Consider the following 17,934-nt stretch of genomic DNA (forward strand, 5'->3'; position numbering starts at 1 on the left):
GCCCAGTGTAGGAACTGCCGGCAGCCCGGTCTGTGGGGAAGTCTCGATGGCCTGGGTGGGGGGGAGCTCGACAGGAAACGGGTCGACACAGGCGCAAGAGCCCGCCGCGGGCCTCCCCTGCCCTCGGCATCGGGTAGCCGCAGCAGCACTGCGCCGGCCCCCGGGTGCAGGCTATTGAGGGTCCGCCCCCAGCAATTGGTGGCGCATTGCCAGACGAACCAGTGCGGTCACATTGGGCGTACCCAGCTTGCTCATGAGACGGCTGCGGTAGGTGTCCACGGTCTTGGGAGACAGGTGCAGCTCGCGGCCGATGGCGGCACTGGACAGGCCTGTGACCACCATGACGACAATCTGCCGCTCGCGCGGTGACAGCGCCCCGAAGGGGTCGACGTCTGCATCCGCCGTGAGGGCCTGCACCGCCAGGTCCGCCACCTCCTGGCCAAGGTAGCGGCGGCCCTGCAACACCACCTCGATCGCGCGCAGCACCTCGCTCGATGGCGCACCCTTCAGCACATAGCCCACTGCGCCCATGCGCAACGATTCGGCCACATGCTGGGGTTGTGCCGACATGGTGAGCATGACGGTGCGCACGCTCAGCGAGCGGCGCTGCAAGTCGGCGAGCACTTCGAATCCAGACCTTCCGCCCAGGCTCAGGTCCAGGAGAAGTACGTCCGGCATCAGCCGCAGAATGTCTGCTACGGCCACGGTGGGGTCGGCGGTCTCGCCCACAACCTCATGGCCGGCGATCTGCAGCACCGCCCGCAGCCCCTCGCGGACCATCAGGTGGTCGTCCACCAGGTAGAGCCTGCTCATCGGTGCGCACCCCAGTCCAGCCGCACGATGGTGCCCCCGCCAGGGTTCGGCGCAATGCTGAAGCGGGCACCCGTGGCAAGGGCCCGTTCGCGCATGCCCACCACGCCCAGGTGCCCGGGGCGAGCGATCTGCGTATCCAGGGGCCAGCCCTGCCCATCGTCAATCACCTCGATCCGAAACTGGCTTTCATCGCCTGCCAGTACAACCCTCACAAGGGTGGCTTTCGCGTGCTGTACTGCGTTGGAGGTGGCCTCTCGCGCAACCATGAAGGCTGCGTACTCTGCATCGGCTGGCCAGCGCGTGCGCGAGACCTCGGGCTCGACTTCAAGCAACAGGTCAATGCCCGGAAGGGTGAGGTCGCGCGACCTCAATTCGTTGTCCAGGGCTGCTGCAAGCCCGTCATCGTCCAGCAATGGCGGGCGCAGATCCACCAGAACCTGACGCACTTGCTTGATTGCCTGGTCAATCAGGCCGCCCAGTTGCTGTCTGGCCTTCCCGCTGGCCTGCACATCCTGAGCGTTCGCCGCGCTTGCGTCGAAGGTGAGCCGGATCGCGGTGAGCGTCTGACCGAGCTGGTCGTGCAGTGCCTGGGCCAGGCGTTGCGTCGTCTCTTTTTCCTGGTGCATGAGCTGCTGCGCCAGATCCGACAGCTCGCTCTGGTAGCGCAGCAGTGCTTCTTCTGCCCGCGCCCTTTGTGTGACATCGCGCAGGATCGCCGTCAGGGTCAGCTTGCCATTGACCACCGCACGCGAGATGGACGCTTCCAGCTCCAGAACCTCTCCGTCGGCGCGCACGCCTTTGACGCGGCCTGCGCCCATGGCGCGCCGCGTGACCTTGGATTCCACAAACCCATGCAGGTCGGCGCCATGCCCGCTGCGATAGCGCTCGGGCATCAGGGAGTCCAGCGGTTGATTGAGCATGCTGGCTGCGGTGCGCCCAAAAATGCGTTCGGCCGCCGGGTTGAACAGCACGATGCGCCCATCCTCGTCGCAGCTGATCACCGCGTCGCTGGCCGCATCGATCACCGCGGCCAGGGTCTCCTGCTGCTCGCGCAGACGCAGCTCATTCTGGACCCGCTCGGTGACGTCGCGCAGGATGACGGTAAAGAGCTTCTGCCCGGCAATCTCCACCTGCGAGATGGATGCCTCGATGGGGAACTCCTCCCCGTCTGCCCTGAGGCCGCTGATGGCCCCGATGGAGCCCATGCGGCGGGTGGTGATGCCTGTGGTGCCGAACGCTTCGACGTGCGCCGCATGCTGCCCACGAAATCGCTGGGGCATGAAGCGGGTGATCGGGTGGCCCAGCGCTTGCGCAGCCTCGCAGCGGAACATGCGCTCCGCCGCCTTGTTGAAGAGCACGATGCGCTGCGTTGCATCGATCGTGACGATGCCATCCATGGCCGATTCGAACAACGCCCGCAGCCGGGCTTCGCTGTCGGAAAGCCCGGTCTGTGCCTCGGTCGGCAGTGGCGGCATGTCAGTCAAATGGAGGTACGCCTCTTGTTGGAACCAGGCGGCAGGCAGCGCATGCACCGATGCACCACCCATGCCGCTCCACCCTCTTTCGGTCATTGTAGGTTCGCTTTGTCAGGGCGGCCAAGGAAACATGACCGAAGCTCCCGTCAGGCGCAGTGGAGAACTCCCCACAGCCAGATCCCGGCCGGCTGCCTACAGTCGTGACACCAACCGGGGACCTGCACCATGACCAACGCTTCTACCACCGCCACCTGCTCCCAGTGCACACAACGCGATGTGTGCTTTCCCGTGGACCTGGAGCCATCGCAACGGGTGCGTCTGGACCAGTTGTCGATTCGGCGCATCCGGATCAAGCGGGGCGAGCACCTGTTTCGCGACGGCGATGCGTTCAAGGCCCTCTTCACCGTGCGCAGCGGCTTTTTCAAGACAGGCCTGGCCACCGAGACAGGGCACGAGCAGGTGACTGGATTCCAGATGGCCGGCGAGATGATTGGCCTGGACGGGATCGTCACGGAGCGCCACATGGGCAGCGCGGTGGCCCTCGAGGATTCGGAGGTATGCGCCATTCCCTACACCCGGCTGGCCGAGCTTTCGCGTGAATTGCCCGCCATGCAGCAGCACCTGCACAAGGCGATGAGCCGGGAGATCGTTCGCGAGCACCAGATGATGCTGCTGCTGGGCAGCATGCGGGCGCAGGAGCGGCTCGCGACATTCCTGCTGAACCTGGTCAAGCGCCTTCATGCGCGCGGATTCTCGGAGTCGGAGCTGGTGCTGCGCATGACGCGGGCAGAAATCGGCTCCTACCTCGGGATGAAGCTCGAAACCGTCAGCCGGCTGTTCTCCAGGCTGACCCAGGAAGGAATCCTGACGGTTCACCAGCGGCACGTTTGCATCGCCGACGCAGGAAGGCTGCTGGGCAACGAGTCGCAAGCAGCCATTCACTAGCAGGGCTTGGCCCCACTGCCACCCACCCATTCCTAAGAAGGATTCCCCATGCAGATCAACCTTCCCGTCACCCACCGTGAGCACGACTATCCCGATACCGACTCCCTGGTGTCGATGACCGATCGGCAGGGGGTCATCACGCACTGCAACCACGCCTTCGTCGACGTGTCCGGTTATGCGTACGAAGAACTCATTGGCCAGCCGCACCACATGATCCGGCACCCCGACATGCCCGCGCAAGCATTCAAGGACATGTGGCGGACCATAGGCGGTGGCGAGCCCTGGACCGGCCTGGTCATGAACCGCCGCAAAGACGGCGACCACTACTGGGTGGTGGCGAACGTCACGCCCATCATGGAAGGGGGCAAGCCAAGCGGCTACATGTCCGTTCGCACCAAGCCGACACGGGAGCAGATCGACGCAGCACAGTCGCTGTACCTGCGGCTGGCACAGCAGGAGAAGAACGGCAAGGAGGACTTTTATATTGCAGCCGGCCAGGTTCGCAGACGGGGTGTGCGAGGCCTGGCTGCCTCGGCGATCCAGTCATCGCTGACATCGCGCATGGGCTTCGCACTGGCACTGGTGGCCACCCTGTCGATGCTTCCCGACGCCATGGACTGGCAAGGCGCGTTGGCGACCATCGCGCGAACCAGCATCCTCGCTACCGGCCTCGGCATCGTATTTGCCTGGTTCACCTGGCGCCTGAATGCGGCGCTGCACGAAGCCTTGCGATTTGCGGGCGAACTGTCGGCGTGCAATCTGACGGGCCTCCCACGCCTTGACTTTCCCGAGCCCATGGGTGCCTTGATGCGCCGGCTCAACCAGGTCCAGATCAACCTTCGTGCGGTGGTCGGCGATGTTCGCAAGGAGATCACCGGATTCAACGCCTCCGCCAGGGAAATCGCGCAGGGCAGTTTCGATCTGGCGGGCCGCACGGAAACGCAGGCCGCCAGCCTGGAGGAAACCGCAGCGGCCATGGAGGAACTGGCAAGCACAGTGCGCCAGACCGCAGAAACAGCCTCAGTGATGGCGACACGCAGCGATGACAGCGGCCTCATTGCAGGCCGCGGAGAACAAGCGGTGCAGGATGCCCGTGTGGCGATGGACGCCATAGAGCAAACCTCCCGCAAGATCGGCAGCATCACGGCGGTCATCGAAGGCATCGCATTCCAGACCAACCTTCTCGCCCTCAATGCAGCGGTGGAGGCCGCTCGCGCCGGGGAAAGCGGCCGGGGATTTGCCGTGGTCGCGACGGAAGTGCGTGCGCTGGCCCAACGCAGCGCCACTGCCGCCAAGGAAATTCAGCAGTTGACTGCGGAAGCCGCCCAGCGCATCGCCGAAGGCTCTGAACGCATCCATGGCGCAGGCAAGACACTGGTGGAGGTCACAACCTCCGTGCGCGAGGTGGGCGACATGGTGAGACAGATCACCGGTGCGACCAGGGAACAGTCGCAGGGCATCTCACAGGTTAATGAGGCGGTGCTGCAGCTGGACACCGTCACCCAGCAAAACGCCGCACTCGTGGAAGAGTCCGCCGCGTCCGCTGGAACCCTGAGCCAAAGCGCCGAGACAGTGCAGCGCGCCATTTCGGTATTTCAGATCCATGTTCATGGCAATGAGAGCCGCCCTCGCCCACTTCAACAGAAGACGCCAGCGCAGCACAAGGCCAAAGGAAGGGAGCTGGCGTATGCAGGAAAAAAGCCCCAAGCGGCACGTATAGCCCCGGGGTTGCCCGCAATGGGCCGCGCCCTCCAACTGCCTTAGGGCTGGGCAGCTTTGGATTCAGAAAAGCACAAAAACAAAATAATTCACTCATTTGATTGAAATGATAAAAAATCGCAATGTGAATCATTATCACCACTATCTAGGTGAGGCTTTCGGTCCACCACCCTGATTGGAGCGCGCTCAGGGGCAGGCCAGCGTTGACTCTTTATTCCGAACCATCAACACATCCCAACCTGAACCCTCCCATGAACTTCCAGCACACCAAAATATCCACCCGCCTCTCCCTGCTCCTTGTAGCAATGTGCACTTTGATGGCTGTCATTGGCTCAGCAGGCCTGATGGGCATGCAACGCTCCAACGCAGGCCTGAACACCGTCTACCAAGACCGGGTGGTACCACTCAAGCAGATCAAACTGGTATCCGACGCGTATGCGGTCAACATCGTTGATACGGCGCACAAGGTGCGCGACGGTGCGTTGACAGCCCAGCAAGGCCTGGACTCCATCAGCAAGGCCAAGAAGGAGATCGGCGACAACTGGAATGCCTACCTGGCAACCACTCTGGTGCCTGAAGAAGTGCGCCTGGTGGAGCAGTTCAAAAAGCTGCTGCCCGCCGCCGACGGCTCGGTAAAAATCCTGGAGGGACACCTTCAGAAAGGCGACCTGGCCGCATTGACCCAATTTGCCGCCAAGGACATGTACCCTGCACTCGACCCCTTGCAGGACGTGCTAGGGGGCTTGGTGCAGGTGCAGCTGGATACTGCGCGCGCCGAATACGAACATGCAGTCGCGTCCTACCAGAACACGCAGCTCTTCGTCGCCCTGGCCATCGGCATGGGCCTTCTGTTTGCGCTGGGTTTCGGCTACCTGGTGGCCCGCAGCATCATCCGCCAGCTGGGCACGGAGCCTGGCACTGCTGCCCATCTGGCAACGAGCGTGGCGCAGGGCGACCTCACTGTGGCCATCGCGCTGAAGGATGGAGACACCACCAGCCTGATGGCACAACTCAAGCGCATGCAGGACAGCCTGGTGGCCATGGTTTCCTCGGTGCATCAGAGCTCCGAAAACGTGGCCAGCGCCTCGGAGCAGATTGCCCAGGGAAATACCGACCTGTCCTCGCGCACAGAAGAGCAGGCCAGCGCCCTGGAGGAAACCGCGGCCTCGATGGAGCAGCTGAACTCTGCGGTAAAGCAGAACGCTGAAAGTGCCCGCAGGGCCAATGAACTCGCGTTGAGCGCTTCGACGGTAGCGCTGCAGGGCGGTGCCGTGGTGGCCGAAGTGGTCCACACCATGAAGAGTATCAACGAGAGTTCCGTGCAGATCGCGGACATCGTCGGCGTGATTGACTCCATTGCCTTCCAGACCAACATCCTGGCCTTGAACGCGGCCGTAGAGGCGGCCCGCGCAGGCGAACAGGGCCGGGGCTTTGCCGTCGTGGCCACCGAAGTGCGCAACCTTGCAGGCCGCGCCGCTTCGGCGGCCCGCGAAATCAAGGGACTGATCGGTGCCAGCGTGGAACGCGTGGAAGCCGGCACCGCCCTGGTGGACCGTGCAGGCCAGACCATGGGCGAGGTGGTCGATTCCATCCGGCGCGTTACCGACATCATGGGCGAAATCAGCGCCGCCAGCGGCGAGCAGAGCATGGGGGTGGACCAGATCAACGAGGCGGTGACGCAGATGGACCAGACCACCCAGCAAAACGCCGCCCTGGTCGAAGAGATGGCTGCTGCTGCGTCGAGTCTGAGCCACCAGGCGCACGGGCTTGTGGAGACCGTTGCCCAGTTCAAGTTACCCAATGCTCTCACCCGCGCATTGCCTCTGGCCAGAGGCGTGCCTCGCCTCTCCCTCATTGGCCATGCGCGCGCTCCTGGCGCCGCTTGAACCCATCCGCGTCCGGGTCTAGTGAAACCGGTGGTGGTCCCACCGCCATCGCCCCAGCGCCCGGTGGGGGCCGCCCGAGCCCAGCCGGTTGTAGAGCAGCTGGAACTCGCGCACCGTCCAGCTCAGCGGCTCCACGGGGTGCTCCGGCACGTCGCGGGGGCTGTAGTACAGGGTCATGTGGGGCGCGCTTGTCCAGTGCGCGGCGGGAACAAATGCCCAAGGATGTGCGCCTGCAGCGCATTGCGCGTGCGCTCATCGCCGACCCGGCGGACGGGCGCGACCTGGAGGCCTGGGCCCGGTGGGCGGCCCTGAGCTCGCGCACGCTGAGCCGGCGCTTCGTGGAGGAAACCGGCTTCAACTTCACCGCCTGGCGGCAGCGCGCGCGCCTCATGCGCTCACTGGAGATGCTGGCTGCCAACGTGCCCGTGAACAGCATCGCGCTGGACCTGGGCTATGCCACGGCCAGCGCCTTCATCACCTTGTTCAAGCGCAGCTTCGGCGAGACCCCTGCGGCCTACCGGCAGCGGCTGTGAGGAGCTTCAGACCTGCACCGTGAGGTACACCCCCTCGCGCCCCACCACCGGATCGCGGGTGGGCATGAAAATGGTGCAGCCGTCGCAGGGCGAGCGGATTTCCTTGTCGGCGTCCACCGCGATCAGTTCGCCCTTGGCAAAGGTTTCGAAGCCGATGACCGGCCGCGTGAAGGCAAATTGCGGTGTCTGCACCAAGTGCACCTCCAGCAGCCGAAAGCGCCGCGCGGGCGCGCTGTCGGCGGGTGCAGGCAGGGCGTCGATGAGCCCATGGTGCGCCAGAAAGCGCAGCGTGACGTCGGTGGCCAGGTCGGCAGATGACCGGGCGAAATGCTGCCCGCACTCCACCACCACCGCGCCCAGGCTGTCGCTGGCCGGGTCGCCGTGGCGGGCATAGGACATCACCCCTGTGCCTGGTGCCGAGCCCGGTGGCATCACCAGGTGCACCAGCGGGTTGCCCACGGCCAGCGCCAGGCCGGCATTGCGCTCGAACTCCGGGTAGACCCAGAAGGGCTGCACCGGCGCGCGCGTGGAGTGGATGTCGAGAATGCTGTCGGCCGCAGCCAGCACCGGGCGCAGTTCGCGCGCACGGCGCAGCTCGGGGCTCTGCTCGGTGCCGTCCAGCATCTCGGGCGACCAGATGCGGTTGAGGTTGTGTACCAGTTGGCGGTTCTCGTACGGCCGGTCGATGTCGAAGGCCTCGTAGGCCTCGACATTCGCAAAGCCCACCGTGAGCGTGCCGATCTTCGGGCGCACGCCGGTGTCGAGCAGGTGCGTGGCGGCCACCATGCCGCAGATCTCGTTGCCATGCGTGAGCGCATTGATCAGCACGTGCGGACCGGTCCGGCCCGACTCGAAGCGGTGCACATAGGCGATGCCGGTGTTGCCCTGGCGGTAGGCCGACAGGTCGCGCGGCAGCACCTCCAGGGGCGAATTGTCGGGGGCGAAGGCGGCTTGCGTCGACATCGGCTTACTCACCCCGGATGCCCAGGCGCTTGACCAGGTCGCCATACACCGCCAGGCGCTCACCCATCATCGCGGTGAACTGCGCGGACGACAGGGCCTCGGGCACCAGCGCGCCGCGTGTTTGCAGCGCTTCGATCATCGCGGGCTGCTCGGCCACCGAGCGCACGGCCTTGTACAGCGCGGCCAGCACCTCGGGCGGCGTCTTGGCGGGCGCGGCCAGGCCGATCCACGAGGTGGAGTTGCTCAGGGGGTAGGCCAGTTCTTCGAAGGTGGGCACATCGGGCAGCACCGACAGGCGCGTGGGCGCAGCCACGGCCAGCGCACGCAGCTTGCCGGCCTGGATCTGGGGCAGGAAGGGCGCGAGGTTGTCGAGCCCGAACTGCACCTCGTTGGCCATCAGCGCCGTGACCAGCGGGCCACCGCCCCGGTAGGGCACGTGCACCGCATCGAGCTGCGCGGCGTTCTTGAACAGCTCTGCATTGAGCTGGCCCATGCTGCCCGGCCCGGCGCTGCAGAAGTTGAGCTTGCCGGGGTTGGCCTTCACGTGCGCGATGAACTCCTTGAGGTTCTTCGCCGGCACGGCCGGGTTGACCACGAGCACATTGGGCGTGCGCGCCAGCTGCGCGATGGAGGCAAAGTCCTTGATCGGGTCGTAGCCCACGTTGGACTGGGTGAGCGGGTTGGCCAGGTGCGAGCTTTGCGAGGACACGACCAGCGTGTAGCCATCGGCCTTGGCGCGCGCCACCTGGGCGCTGGCGATGGAGCCGCCGGCACCGGCCCGGTTGTCGACCACCACCGAGGTGCCCAGCGCCTTGGCCAGCGGCTCGGCATACAGCCGCGCGATCAGGTCCACCGAGCCGCCCGCAGGGAACGGCACCACCAGTGTCACCGGCCGGGATGGAAAGGCCTGCGCATGGGCCGCAAAAGGCAATGCGGCAGCGGCGGCAGCAAGGCCGGCACCCAGGAGCTCGCGGCGGCGCAGGGTGGAGGCAGGGGATGTGGAGTTCATTGGCGTCCTGGGGTGGTAGAGCAGTGGGATGGAAAAATTTGAAGATATTCTTGCAGTTTGATTTCAAATTTGCAACAACACGCGCAAAATGGACATTGCCTAGATCTGCGCACAATCGGATGGCCATGAACCTGAACCAACGCATCGCCAGCTACGGCAAGAAGCTCACCAAGAGCGAGCAGCGCCTGGTCGCCGAGCTGCAGGCCCAGCACCCGCAGGGCCTGCTCGAGTCGGCCACGCAGCTAGCGCGCAAGGTGAACACCAGCGCCTCCACCGTGGTGCGCCTGCTCGTCAAGCTGGGCTACGAAAGCTATGCCCAGGCGCAGATGGAAGCCCGCTCTGAGGTGACAGCCCTGCTGGCCACACCCGGCACGCGGGCCAGCGCCGTGATCGGCGACGACATCTCCATCCGCTCTTGCCTGGACAACGTTCTGCTGCACGACCAGCACAACCTGGCCACCACCTTCGCCGCGCTCGACGTGGCGGCCTTCGAGGCCACGGTGCGCCTGCTCACCCAGCGCAAGGCGCGCGTGCACGTGCTGGGCCAGCGCCACGGCGCCCCCATTGCCAGCCACCTGGCCCTGCACCTGAACCTGTGCCTGCCCGACGTGCGGCTGATGGCCGCGACCACGCCCCTGTTCGTAGAGGATGAAATGCTCTGGATCGGCGAGCACGACGTGCTGCTGGCCCCCACATTCCGGCGCCACTCGCTGGCCATCACGCGCGCCGCAAAATACTTCAGGGAGCAAGGCGCCCAGGTGGTGGTGATGACCGATGCGCCCACTGCGCCGCCCGTGGCCTCGGCGCACCAGGTGCTGTTGGTGCGCACCTCCAGCGCATCGCCGTTCGACTCGTACACCGCCGCCCTGTCGGTCTCCAACGCACTCATCATGGCCGTGGCCCAGCGCCGCAAGAAGGAACTGGGCGCTGCGCTGGAACGCGGCGAGGCCCTGTGGGCCAAGCACTGGAATGAAAACCCGGGCTGACAGCACCTGTGCGGGAACTCGCGCCCCGCCCTGCGCTCACATGGCGATGCACACCACCACGCCAGCGCCCACCACCACCGCCCTGCCCCGGCGCACCGTCGCCGCTGCCCTGGTAGTCGCCCCCGCGCTCTGGCTGGGCGCCCGGGCCCAACCGGCTGCCACACGCATCGCTACCCCATCGCAGACCGAGGGGCCTTTCTATCCCGTTCGCCTGCCTGACGATGCCGACCACGACCTGCTCCGCAACGGCCAACTGAGCTACAGGGGCGGCCAGCCCGCCTGGGTCGAGGGCACGGTGACCGACCTGGCCGGCAAGCCCGTGCGCGGCGCACAGGTCGAGATCTGGCAGTGCGATGAACACGGCCACTACCACCACCCGGGCGACGGCGACAAGGCCGACGCCGCCTTCCAGGGCTTTGGCAAGGTGACCGTGGGGGCCGACGGCAGCTACCGCTTTCGCACCATCCGCCCCGTGCCCTACAGCGGGCGCACGCCGCACGTGCACTTCAAGGTGCGCCTGGGCTCGCGCGAGCTGCTGACCACGCAGCTCTACGTGGCCGGTGACGCCGGCAATGCGCGCGATTTTCTGTGGCGCAACCTGTCCGAAGCCGGGCGCGATGCGCTCACGGTGCCGTTCACCCGCGGTGCGGATGGGCTGCAGGCGCGCTTTCCTATCGTGGTGACGACCTGAGAGAGAAATTGTTCAGGCGCTGCAGCACACGTGCAGCGCCAGCAGTGCCGATGCAGGGGTCTTGGCGCCTCCCGCGATCAAGCCACCATGGCTCGCCGCACGACTTTCTGCGCCGCAGCCTGGGCGCCGGTGAAGGCCGGCGTTCCATAGTGCGCGCCCCAGGCGCACCAGGCGCCCGGTGTGCTGGACAGGGTCCACCCAACCTTCATGCGCCAGCGCCACCCGTTCTGGTACGCAGCGCAGCGCGTGCCTTCACTTCGGCATCACTTGCCACCTGTCCAGAGGCAATCTGCGCGCGCGCCGTCTCGACTTTAGTGCGCAAAAACGCGTCGGACTCGCGGGCCTGCCGTTGGCGCTCGATGAACTCGCGCATCAGTTCGCGCACCACCTGCGATGCCGGGCGGTGGCTGGCCTCGGCCTCGGCCATGAAGGCGTCGCGCAGCTCCGGCTCCAGCTTCATGGTGAACACGGCTTCTTTGGACATGCCCGGCTCCGCAAACGTTGGTATCAATAAAGTATATACAACGTCAATACCAGCGTTTCATATGCGACCCAGCTTTGCCGATAGTGGGCCAACGCCAACAAGCAGCGCATCAACCTGAGCGGTATTGCCACGCACGTGTATGGCAGTTCGCGCAATGCGTGGGTGAAGGCGAGCTACACGTTCTGCACCCGAGGCTGCGGGCTTGAGGGCTGATCGCCCAGAAGATCAGGTAGCACAATTTATCTATTGTCATGAACTGGCGCAGCGCAACACGGGCCCAATACCACCACCGACCCGCGCACCGGCCTGCAATCCCATACCCGAGCATCCGCTTCGGCGACTCGGGCTACGACCGGCATGCCGCCCCGCCGCTAACGCGGCGAAAAGCACTGGCCCGCAGCGATGGCCGCAGTGACCACAGGCTCCAGGCTGGCGGCAGTGGAGAAGGTCGACAGCGTTGACGGGTCGTCCAGCAGGCACAGGTGATTGGCCTTGCGCACCAGCGCCACACGCGTCCAGACCGGGGCCAACAAATGGCCATATGGGAAGGCTTGGGTGTTGCCCCAGAACACCGCCAGGCCTGCCCCGAACTCCGAGCGTTGCGGCTGGAACCAGAAGGTGCGGCTCAAGGCACCCGGGGTCGCTACACCCACGCCATCGCATTGCCCATTGGGGTAACTCACAGTGCCCACGCTCACGTCAACCGACGTCCAACCCTCGCTCCGACTTGAAAGGCGCCACAGGTCCCGCAAGCCACCACCGGCCGAGGCCTGGCACCGGTCGTGCTGCCATTCACCGTCCGGCAGAGTGGACAGCGGCGCACACCGCACCGCCACCGTGTTCACCGCAGCAGCGGCCACCACGCCAGAACCATTGCGCACCACGCAACCCGAGCCAGCAGGGGCCGTCTTCACCGTCACCGAGTAGCTTGCGCCGTTCGCCAGCGGCCTGGCGAAGGTGAACGCACCGTCGGCAGCAACGGCAAGGTCTTCACCGCCCGCCGTGGTGAGCACCACAGCCTGGCCAGCGGGCACGCCGCTCACCGTGCCACCCAGCGTGAAGCCGGCGCCTGCGCTAACGCAATCAACCCGCACGTTCGTGGACGTTGCCGCCAAGGTGCCCGTACCCTGCCCCACAGTGCACTGCTGGCCAGCGGGCTGGGTCTTGACGGTAACGGCATACGAAGCACCAAGCGCCATCGGCTGCGCAAAGGCAAATGCACCGTTGGCGCTGAGTGCCAGGTCATCACCGCCGTTGTTCTGCAAGACGAGGGACTTGCCCTGCTCCAGACCGGACAGCACCCCGGATACAGAACCCAGGCCGCCCGAGGGATCGTCCCCGCCCCCGCCGCATGCCGTGAGCACGCAGGCCGACAGGGCGCACAGCGCGGTGAGAGAAAGACGCGCAGGGGCGCGCTGGATCATGGGAGGCTGAGTGAAATGCATGAAGCGTTGACTATTCGGGTGACGGGCGAAACGGCGATGCCGACCGCATTCATTCACTCATTCAGCAACGGTTCGCCGCGCGCAGCAAGGCGTTGCACGACGCGGGAGCGGGGGTAGTGGCAGAGCCACCACCGCCCTGCCCTGCCATGGCCGTGCAGATCGCATCCGACTGCGGCGTCTGGCCGAAGGTCATCGCCTTCGTGAACTGCGAGGGCGAATACATGTAGCAGGAATAGCTGGCGCCCTCGCGCGTGCGAACGCGGTAGTTGATGCGGCCGTTGCTGCCTTCTTCCTTCTGCTGGTCGCTGATGGTGAAGGTGCCGACTTCGCGGCCAATGGCCTGCGACGTGCGCTGCTCGATGCCTTGCTGCGTGACGGTGGTGCCGCAGCCGCACAGTACCAGGAGGGATGCGGCGCACGCAGAGGAGATTCGCGGAAAGGTCATGGGCATGATTTGGGAGGTAGAGATAGAGAATGGCCAGTTGCATTGCGCATTGCCATGCGCGAGCGAGAGCAATACGGTCCAGGCCATTGTGGAAGCGCATTGCAGGCTCGGGAACCCTACTGAGGTATGGGTTTCGCCGGGGGACCCACGCAGAAGATCGACATCCGCAAGCGGCTGCTTGGTTGAACCCATGCTTCGAAGGTGAGGGCATGATGGATGCAGCGCCGTCAGGCGTTGTCTCTGACACCCGCCTGCTGTCGGCCCTGCTCGAACCCATCGGGTATATCCCGCCTGCTGAAGCTGAGGCAAACTACTACCGGCAATTCGCCAATCAGGCCACTGCTGTGGTGACCTGACTTAAAGCAAACAGCCTCTGCGGAACGCGGGGCGATTCAACATTCTTCCATCGCCCTTTTGGTGCGGCTCAGCGGGACTTCACAACAACAGCTCGCTCCGGAAATCTGGTCAAACTCCCCGAGTGTTCCTGCTGCCACTGCATGTCATCGACGAAGCCGTACGGAGCATTCACGACGGCTCGATCACGGGCGGGACATATGATCTAAATACGGCTTTTTAGATTTACCAGTCTCTATAGACGCTAAGGAGAACAGCCTGCGGAAACTGAGTCGTCGATAACCGAAATTAACCTTCAGCTCCAATGACGATTTGCTGACCAATTCGTGCACGAACTTGATTGTAGATAGGCAGGGCAACGCCTTCAGCGACTTCAAGTGAGACGCACAGTGCGAACTCGACAGGACTCAGCAATCGACCAGCCTCCGCGACACAATTCACTCGTACCATGAGGTGCTGACCTGATACAACCGGCACAGCGCCTTCGCCTTCAAATGTCTCGTGCTGGAGCGTTCCCAACTGGAGTTGACGCGCCTCACCTTCCAAGCGAGTCAGATTCAAAGGATCGCTTGGCAAGTCCATCCATAGCTTTGCGACACGGTACTTAGAGTGCCGTGGATTTGGCGGAGTCAACCATGCCAACGTTATTGTCAAACGTCGGCGAACCAACGTCGCGTTCAACGCTTCGGGGATAGGCACCTTGAACTCCCAAGCCTTGTCGTTTCGCAGTTCGCCCACGCCAAGCATCGTCGCGCGTTGCTCGGTGCAAGTTAGCGCACGCTGGACGTCGGCCACACCGTAACCTGCATATCTACTGACAAGGCGACGCTGCGCATGCCAATGCTCAACATCTGGGCGCGCGGCCAGCACTTGTGATTGGATGCTCCCAAGGTTCGCCCCATGAGCGAGCAACGCCTTTATCAACACAGCGTCGTAGCGGCGGGGGAGATTCTGAGGGTTGCCCGCACGCAGTGCTTCCAGCACATAGAACGCTTGAGCAGCCCCGCGCGTCGCCAGGGCTGTCGCGTTGCTGGTGCCACGCGTGTAGGCTGTATCGCCAACCGCATCCGGGGGGGATGCCACGCGATGACCAGGTGGTTGCGGTGTGCTCCAAACCCCGGAGACGTGTGTTTCATTCGCCGGTGAAACCGGCCGCTCCCGGTAAAGCGCGCGGCCTCCTGGCAGCAGAATTTCTGGCTTAATTGCTCGTCGGAAGCCCGGGCCGATACGGGAGTAAGGCGCTATACCATGCTCTGGAAATAAGGTATGCCGTCCTATCACAGAGGGGAAAATCGATCCATCGCTGTAGCTTGCGCCGACAGTGAGCGCGTTAACCGACTCCGCCGGAGAAAGTAGCCGACGGTGCATGTCTAGGCCCATCAAGGCCTGCATCGAATGGCCCGCTTGCTCCTCCGGCGGCATCGCCCCCAAAGATTCTCGCGCCACCTTCAGGACAAGGTCGTCTGAACAGTTCCCGCAACTGACGATGAAGAGCACGTTGTACTTGTGGCTCAACCAATCGAGCAGCCGCGCCCATGGCGACAGTTCGCCAGCAAATGGGCGATAACCGTCGCCGACCGAGAGGTTGATCACCTTCACTGTCGGAGCTGCAGCCGGCACGGCTGGAGTGCCTTCAAACATGCGGCGTACAGCGACATGTACAAGATCTATGAGCAGCTGATCATCAGGCGTACATTCCACCTGCGAACTGCAACCCAGTTCAGGCCACATGATGGGCCGTACGTAGATTGGCGCAGCCAACGCCCCACTTGCGCTATCAAGTTCACCCCACGCAATGAGGGACGCCATGGCCGTCCCATGCACTCGTGCGGCTACTGGGTAGGTGTCGGCCCATTGATCCGGGTCATCGATGATCAAGCGTCCCTGCAAGCGTGGATGGTTCGCCAAAGGCAGGCCATCAAGCATAGCCACTATCGGACTGCCCGAGGTCAATTGCTGAGGCACAGCAGCATCGGGCAGCCGCGGGGCTGTGTCGGAAATCCGCGACATGGCTTGTCCCTGTGGTCGGAGCAGCATAACCCGCTCGGATCGCAGCAGAGGAGCAGGTACCGCGTCTAACAATCGCTGAACGCCTGGGGCCGGCACTTCGACCAGGAACCCCAGGTAGGCGATGTCGACGATCAACCCCTCGTCAAGAACCCGTCCCCCAAGCTCAATGACGAGCGTTCTTATCTCGGCAGACGAGGCAGCATTCTTTGCGGCCGATGCGAAGCACCAGGCTTCGATCTCAAACCTCAGAGCCGTGGTGCCGTTCTCCAATCGAAAGCGCCAAGCTTGCTTGAGCTCGTCGTTCAGCCGATCTTGTGGCCCCCAGAAACGCACATCCTTCAGGTGTTTGAACAATTCCTTCCAAGCGCTAAGACCGGTGCCCAAATTTCCTGTCGGCGTCTCCTTGTATATGCCCCACAGGCGAACTACCTCGCCGAGCGCTTGTCTGTTACTGCCCATTAAGAACAACCTCCCACCGAGCGCTTTGGTGGCGTCTTGGGTCGAATAGAAGTCTTCATCGGGTTCGACTTGCGCGTCGACCATACCTGCCAGCCATTCAAGCCCCGGTATGCGTTCGGCCGAGCTGATGAAGTCGACGACAGCGCCAACCGTTTCAAAGACCACTACAAGATCGGGATCGCTGTTGCTTGCGGCAGTCAGAAGTTCAAGGCGCCGGGCCTCAAAGGCAGCTTGGAGAGTTTGAAATTGTGGCGTAAGTCGCTCCGCTTGGCGCCCATGGCTTGGCACATGCAAGGTGGGAACCATTCTCTGGCCGCCCTGCCGCCCAACTGCCGACGGTTGAGGGAAGATGAGCAGGGGCAAATGCCCGGTTGCGCCTTCTGGCAAGCTTTAGCGCTCAACGGCGTCGTCGATGGCTGCTCGCAGTTTCCATTGCACGATACGTTCGGCAATGATTTCCTTGAGGTCACCAGATGGCAGCGCTAAAACATAGCGCCTGTGAATGTCCTGGCAGAACTGCTCCAGGTCGGAGAAGCTGGTTACGTTCAAACGACTGGCCAGTGTCTTCGGCGTCATGCCGAGTGGCACGCCGAGGCGTCCCTGGAATCGCTCGAACCATTGAGTACGCTGCGCTAGCGTAGGGGCTGGCAGAGTGAGCCGCAATTGAAAACGGCGCCAAACAGCCCGATCTAGCAATTCGGCATGGTTTGTAGCGGTGACGACAACCACATGGCTTGGAAGTCCGTCGATCTGCAAAAGCAGCGAACTGACAACCCGCTTTATCTCACCGGTTTCGTGTGTGTCCCCGCGCTCTTTGCCCAGCGTGTCGAACTCATCAAAGAAGAGGACGCAATGATGCGTACGCGCGAAATCAAACAGTCGTTTCAGCCGCCCACTGGTTTCGCCGAGAAAGCTACCTACGACAGCCTCATAGCGCACGACGAAAAGCGGAATCATCAGCTCATAGGCCAGGGCCTCAGCTAATGTTGTTTTCCCGTTCCCAGGCGGCCCTGACAGCAATACTCTATGGCGTGGCTCAAGTCCATAAGAGCGAAGTAGATCCTGACGCTGTTGCTCCTCGACCAACTCTCGCGCCGCAGCCCTAACCTCTTCGGCAAGCAGGATCGAATCAAGGCTCCGCTTAGGCTGGAGTTCGTAAAGAAGCCCGCCGTGTCCGCCGTCAAATGCGCGAACGACCTCTGTTGCTTTCTGAGGCACGGCGACCGCACGCAAGTTTTCTTCCAACCTGTCGGCTAGCAATGTGTGGCGCTTAGCGCGCTCCTCGGCGGCGATGGCTTCAACGGTCGACCTGAACATCTTCTGATCGCCTTGCGTGCCAGCGCGCACGAGATTGACGATTAGATCGGCTCTAGGCATGTGTTGGCTTTTGTGGTGTCCTCAGTATACCCACCATCCTCAGAGAAGCACCCTCCCGGGAGGGCGTATCTGGCCCGACTTACGTTTGCGCGTTGCCTAGAGATGGTCCAGCAGACCGTGCAGAGCCTCAGCGCTTTGCAAGCCGTGCAATGCAGGGTGTCACCCCGCCAACGGCCAGCAAGTTGGCTCGGCCGCTATCCGGCGAGAGATTCGGCATCCGTGGCCGATGCATCCTCTATGCCCACCAGCTCCCCTCGACTTGGGTACCGCCATAACGTGCCGCCCAGCGACGGCTGCAATGGTTGCCGAGACTCACTCTTTGAAAGTGAAAAGTCACGGC

At 63.7% G+C, this 17,934-nt stretch carries 17 protein-coding genes and 2 pseudogenes; 8 read left to right on the plus strand and 11 right to left on the minus strand.

Annotated features, from left to right (window positions below):
* Positions 1-171: 171 nt before the first annotated feature.
* Together QYL93_RS09230 and QYL93_RS09235 are read right to left on the minus strand one after the other, a co-directional pair.
* Positions 172-813, minus strand: a complete 642-nt coding sequence (locus tag QYL93_RS09230) for a response regulator transcription factor (RefSeq protein ID WP_057203681.1) — start codon at positions 811-813, stop codon at positions 172-174.
* On the minus strand, positions 810-2,360 hold the full coding sequence (locus tag QYL93_RS09235) for a PAS domain-containing sensor histidine kinase (RefSeq protein WP_305743379.1): 1,551 nt from the start codon (positions 2,358-2,360) through the stop codon (positions 810-812). The genes QYL93_RS09230 and QYL93_RS09235 overlap by 4 nt, the downstream gene beginning before the upstream one ends.
* Positions 2,361-2,513: 153 nt before the next feature.
* On the opposite strand from QYL93_RS09235, the gene QYL93_RS09240 reads away from it, so the two are divergent.
* From QYL93_RS09240 to QYL93_RS09250, 3 genes are all read left to right on the plus strand, one after another.
* Positions 2,514-3,233: a helix-turn-helix domain-containing protein gene (locus QYL93_RS09240; protein ID WP_305743380.1), complete on the plus strand. Its 720-nt coding sequence runs from the start codon at positions 2,514-2,516 to the stop codon at positions 3,231-3,233.
* A 48-nt stretch (positions 3,234-3,281) separates the two neighbouring features.
* Positions 3,282-4,997: a PAS domain-containing methyl-accepting chemotaxis protein gene (locus tag QYL93_RS09245; protein ID WP_305743381.1), complete on the plus strand. Its 1,716-nt coding sequence runs from the start codon at positions 3,282-3,284 to the stop codon at positions 4,995-4,997.
* Between the two features lie 206 nt (positions 4,998-5,203).
* A complete protein-coding gene (locus QYL93_RS09250) occupies positions 5,204-6,838 on the plus strand; it encodes a methyl-accepting chemotaxis protein (protein ID WP_305743382.1) in 1,635 nt (544 codons plus the stop codon).
* An 18-nt stretch (positions 6,839-6,856) separates the two neighbouring features.
* On the opposite strand, the gene QYL93_RS09255 is transcribed toward QYL93_RS09250, so the two are convergent.
* A complete protein-coding gene (locus QYL93_RS09255) occupies positions 6,857-7,015 on the minus strand; it encodes a hypothetical protein (protein ID WP_305743383.1) in 159 nt (52 codons plus the stop codon).
* A gap of 35 nt (positions 7,016-7,050) precedes the next feature.
* Here QYL93_RS09255 and QYL93_RS09260 point away from each other — a divergent pair.
* A pseudogene (locus tag QYL93_RS09260) lies at positions 7,051-7,371 on the plus strand (helix-turn-helix domain-containing protein); the annotation flags it as partial.
* Between the two features lie 6 nt (positions 7,372-7,377).
* Here QYL93_RS09260 and QYL93_RS09265 read toward each other — a convergent pair.
* The gene (locus tag QYL93_RS09265) at positions 7,378-8,334 is read right to left on the minus strand and encodes a succinylglutamate desuccinylase/aspartoacylase family protein (RefSeq protein WP_305743384.1); all 957 of its coding nucleotides are present in this window, start codon (positions 8,332-8,334) and stop codon (positions 7,378-7,380) included.
* A 4-nt stretch (positions 8,335-8,338) separates the two neighbouring features.
* Positions 8,339-9,343: a tripartite tricarboxylate transporter substrate binding protein gene (locus QYL93_RS09270; protein WP_305743385.1), complete on the minus strand. Its 1,005-nt coding sequence runs from the start codon at positions 9,341-9,343 to the stop codon at positions 8,339-8,341.
* 125 nt (positions 9,344-9,468) lie between these two features.
* Here QYL93_RS09270 and QYL93_RS09275 point away from each other — a divergent pair, with 125 nt between their 5' ends.
* A complete protein-coding gene (locus QYL93_RS09275) occupies positions 9,469-10,329 on the plus strand; it encodes a MurR/RpiR family transcriptional regulator (protein WP_305743386.1) in 861 nt (286 codons plus the stop codon).
* Positions 10,330-10,375: 46 nt separating this feature from the next.
* Entirely contained in the window at positions 10,376-11,020 is a 645-nt protein-coding gene (locus QYL93_RS09280; protein WP_305743529.1) for a protocatechuate 3,4-dioxygenase, read from the plus strand.
* Between the two features lie 77 nt (positions 11,021-11,097).
* Here the strand turns inward: QYL93_RS09280 and QYL93_RS09285 are convergent, their stop codons facing one another.
* From QYL93_RS09285 to QYL93_RS09300, 4 genes are all read right to left on the minus strand, one after another.
* Positions 11,098-11,229 carry a hypothetical protein gene (locus tag QYL93_RS09285; RefSeq protein ID WP_305743387.1) on the minus strand — a complete coding sequence of 44 codons (132 nt, stop codon included), beginning with the start codon at positions 11,227-11,229 and terminating at the stop codon, positions 11,098-11,100.
* Entirely contained in the window at positions 11,226-11,504 is a 279-nt protein-coding gene (locus QYL93_RS09290) for a hypothetical protein (protein ID WP_057268797.1), read from the minus strand. The genes QYL93_RS09285 and QYL93_RS09290 overlap by 4 nt, the downstream gene beginning before the upstream one ends.
* 371 nt (positions 11,505-11,875) lie before the next feature.
* Entirely contained in the window at positions 11,876-12,928 is a 1,053-nt protein-coding gene (locus QYL93_RS09295; protein ID WP_305743388.1) for a hypothetical protein, read from the minus strand.
* Between the two features lie 82 nt (positions 12,929-13,010).
* Positions 13,011-13,394 carry a hypothetical protein gene (locus QYL93_RS09300; RefSeq protein ID WP_305743389.1) on the minus strand — a complete coding sequence of 128 codons (384 nt, stop codon included), beginning with the start codon at positions 13,392-13,394 and terminating at the stop codon, positions 13,011-13,013.
* A gap of 209 nt (positions 13,395-13,603) precedes the next feature.
* Here QYL93_RS09300 and QYL93_RS09305 point away from each other — a divergent pair, with 209 nt between their 5' ends.
* Entirely contained in the window at positions 13,604-13,750 is a 147-nt protein-coding gene (locus tag QYL93_RS09305) for a hypothetical protein (RefSeq protein ID WP_305743535.1), read from the plus strand.
* A gap of 286 nt (positions 13,751-14,036) precedes the next feature.
* Here QYL93_RS09305 and QYL93_RS09310 read toward each other — a convergent pair whose 3' ends face one another.
* Together QYL93_RS09310 and QYL93_RS09315 are read right to left on the minus strand one after the other, a co-directional pair.
* Positions 14,037-16,523, minus strand: coding sequence for a S8 family peptidase (locus QYL93_RS09310; protein ID WP_305743390.1), 2,487 nt, complete (start codon positions 16,521-16,523; stop codon positions 14,037-14,039).
* An 84-nt stretch (positions 16,524-16,607) separates the two neighbouring features.
* On the minus strand, positions 16,608-17,594 hold the full coding sequence (locus tag QYL93_RS09315; RefSeq protein WP_305743391.1) for an AAA family ATPase: 987 nt from the start codon (positions 17,592-17,594) through the stop codon (positions 16,608-16,610).
* 102 nt (positions 17,595-17,696) lie between these two features.
* On the opposite strand from QYL93_RS09315, the pseudogene QYL93_RS31935 reads away from it, so the two are divergent.
* Positions 17,697-17,852: pseudogene (locus tag QYL93_RS31935) on the plus strand (IS481 family transposase); the annotation flags it as partial.
* Positions 17,853-17,934 lie beyond the last annotated feature (82 nt).

The sequence above is a fragment of the Acidovorax sp. A1169 genome (genome assembly GCF_030704685.1).
Lineage (GTDB): Bacteria > Pseudomonadota > Gammaproteobacteria > Burkholderiales > Burkholderiaceae_C > Acidovorax.

Excerpts from the sequence above, each read along its gene's own strand:
- QYL93_RS09245 (WP_305743381.1), top strand. The coding sequence starts at position 3,282 with ATGCAGATCAACCTTCCCGTCACCCACCGTGAGCACGACTATCCCGAT.
- QYL93_RS09265 (WP_305743384.1), bottom strand. The coding sequence starts at position 8,334 with ATGTCGACGCAAGCCGCCTTCGCCCCCGACAATTCGCCCCTGGAGGTG.
- QYL93_RS09250 (WP_305743382.1), top strand. The coding sequence starts at position 5,204 with ATGAACTTCCAGCACACCAAAATATCCACCCGCCTCTCCCTGCTCCTT.
- QYL93_RS09310 (WP_305743390.1), bottom strand. The coding sequence starts at position 16,523 with ATGGTTCCCACCTTGCATGTGCCAAGCCATGGGCGCCAAGCGGAGCGA.
- QYL93_RS09280 (WP_305743529.1), top strand. The coding sequence starts at position 10,376 with ATGCACACCACCACGCCAGCGCCCACCACCACCGCCCTGCCCCGGCGC.
- QYL93_RS09240 (WP_305743380.1), top strand. The coding sequence starts at position 2,514 with ATGACCAACGCTTCTACCACCGCCACCTGCTCCCAGTGCACACAACGC.
- QYL93_RS09300 (WP_305743389.1), bottom strand. The coding sequence starts at position 13,394 with ATGACCTTTCCGCGAATCTCCTCTGCGTGCGCCGCATCCCTCCTGGTA.
- QYL93_RS09270 (WP_305743385.1), bottom strand. The coding sequence starts at position 9,343 with ATGAACTCCACATCCCCTGCCTCCACCCTGCGCCGCCGCGAGCTCCTG.
- QYL93_RS09295 (WP_305743388.1), bottom strand. The coding sequence starts at position 12,928 with ATGATCCAGCGCGCCCCTGCGCGTCTTTCTCTCACCGCGCTGTGCGCC.
- QYL93_RS09230 (WP_057203681.1), bottom strand. The coding sequence starts at position 813 with ATGAGCAGGCTCTACCTGGTGGACGACCACCTGATGGTCCGCGAGGGG.
- QYL93_RS09255 (WP_305743383.1), bottom strand. The coding sequence starts at position 7,015 with ATGACCCTGTACTACAGCCCCCGCGACGTGCCGGAGCACCCCGTGGAG.
- QYL93_RS09275 (WP_305743386.1), top strand. The coding sequence starts at position 9,469 with ATGAACCTGAACCAACGCATCGCCAGCTACGGCAAGAAGCTCACCAAG.
- QYL93_RS09285 (WP_305743387.1), bottom strand. The coding sequence starts at position 11,229 with ATGAAGGTTGGGTGGACCCTGTCCAGCACACCGGGCGCCTGGTGCGCC.
- QYL93_RS09305 (WP_305743535.1), top strand. The coding sequence starts at position 13,604 with ATGATGGATGCAGCGCCGTCAGGCGTTGTCTCTGACACCCGCCTGCTG.
- QYL93_RS09290 (WP_057268797.1), bottom strand. The coding sequence starts at position 11,504 with ATGTCCAAAGAAGCCGTGTTCACCATGAAGCTGGAGCCGGAGCTGCGC.
- QYL93_RS09315 (WP_305743391.1), bottom strand. The coding sequence starts at position 17,594 with ATGCCTAGAGCCGATCTAATCGTCAATCTCGTGCGCGCTGGCACGCAA.
- QYL93_RS09235 (WP_305743379.1), bottom strand. The coding sequence starts at position 2,360 with ATGGGTGGTGCATCGGTGCATGCGCTGCCTGCCGCCTGGTTCCAACAA.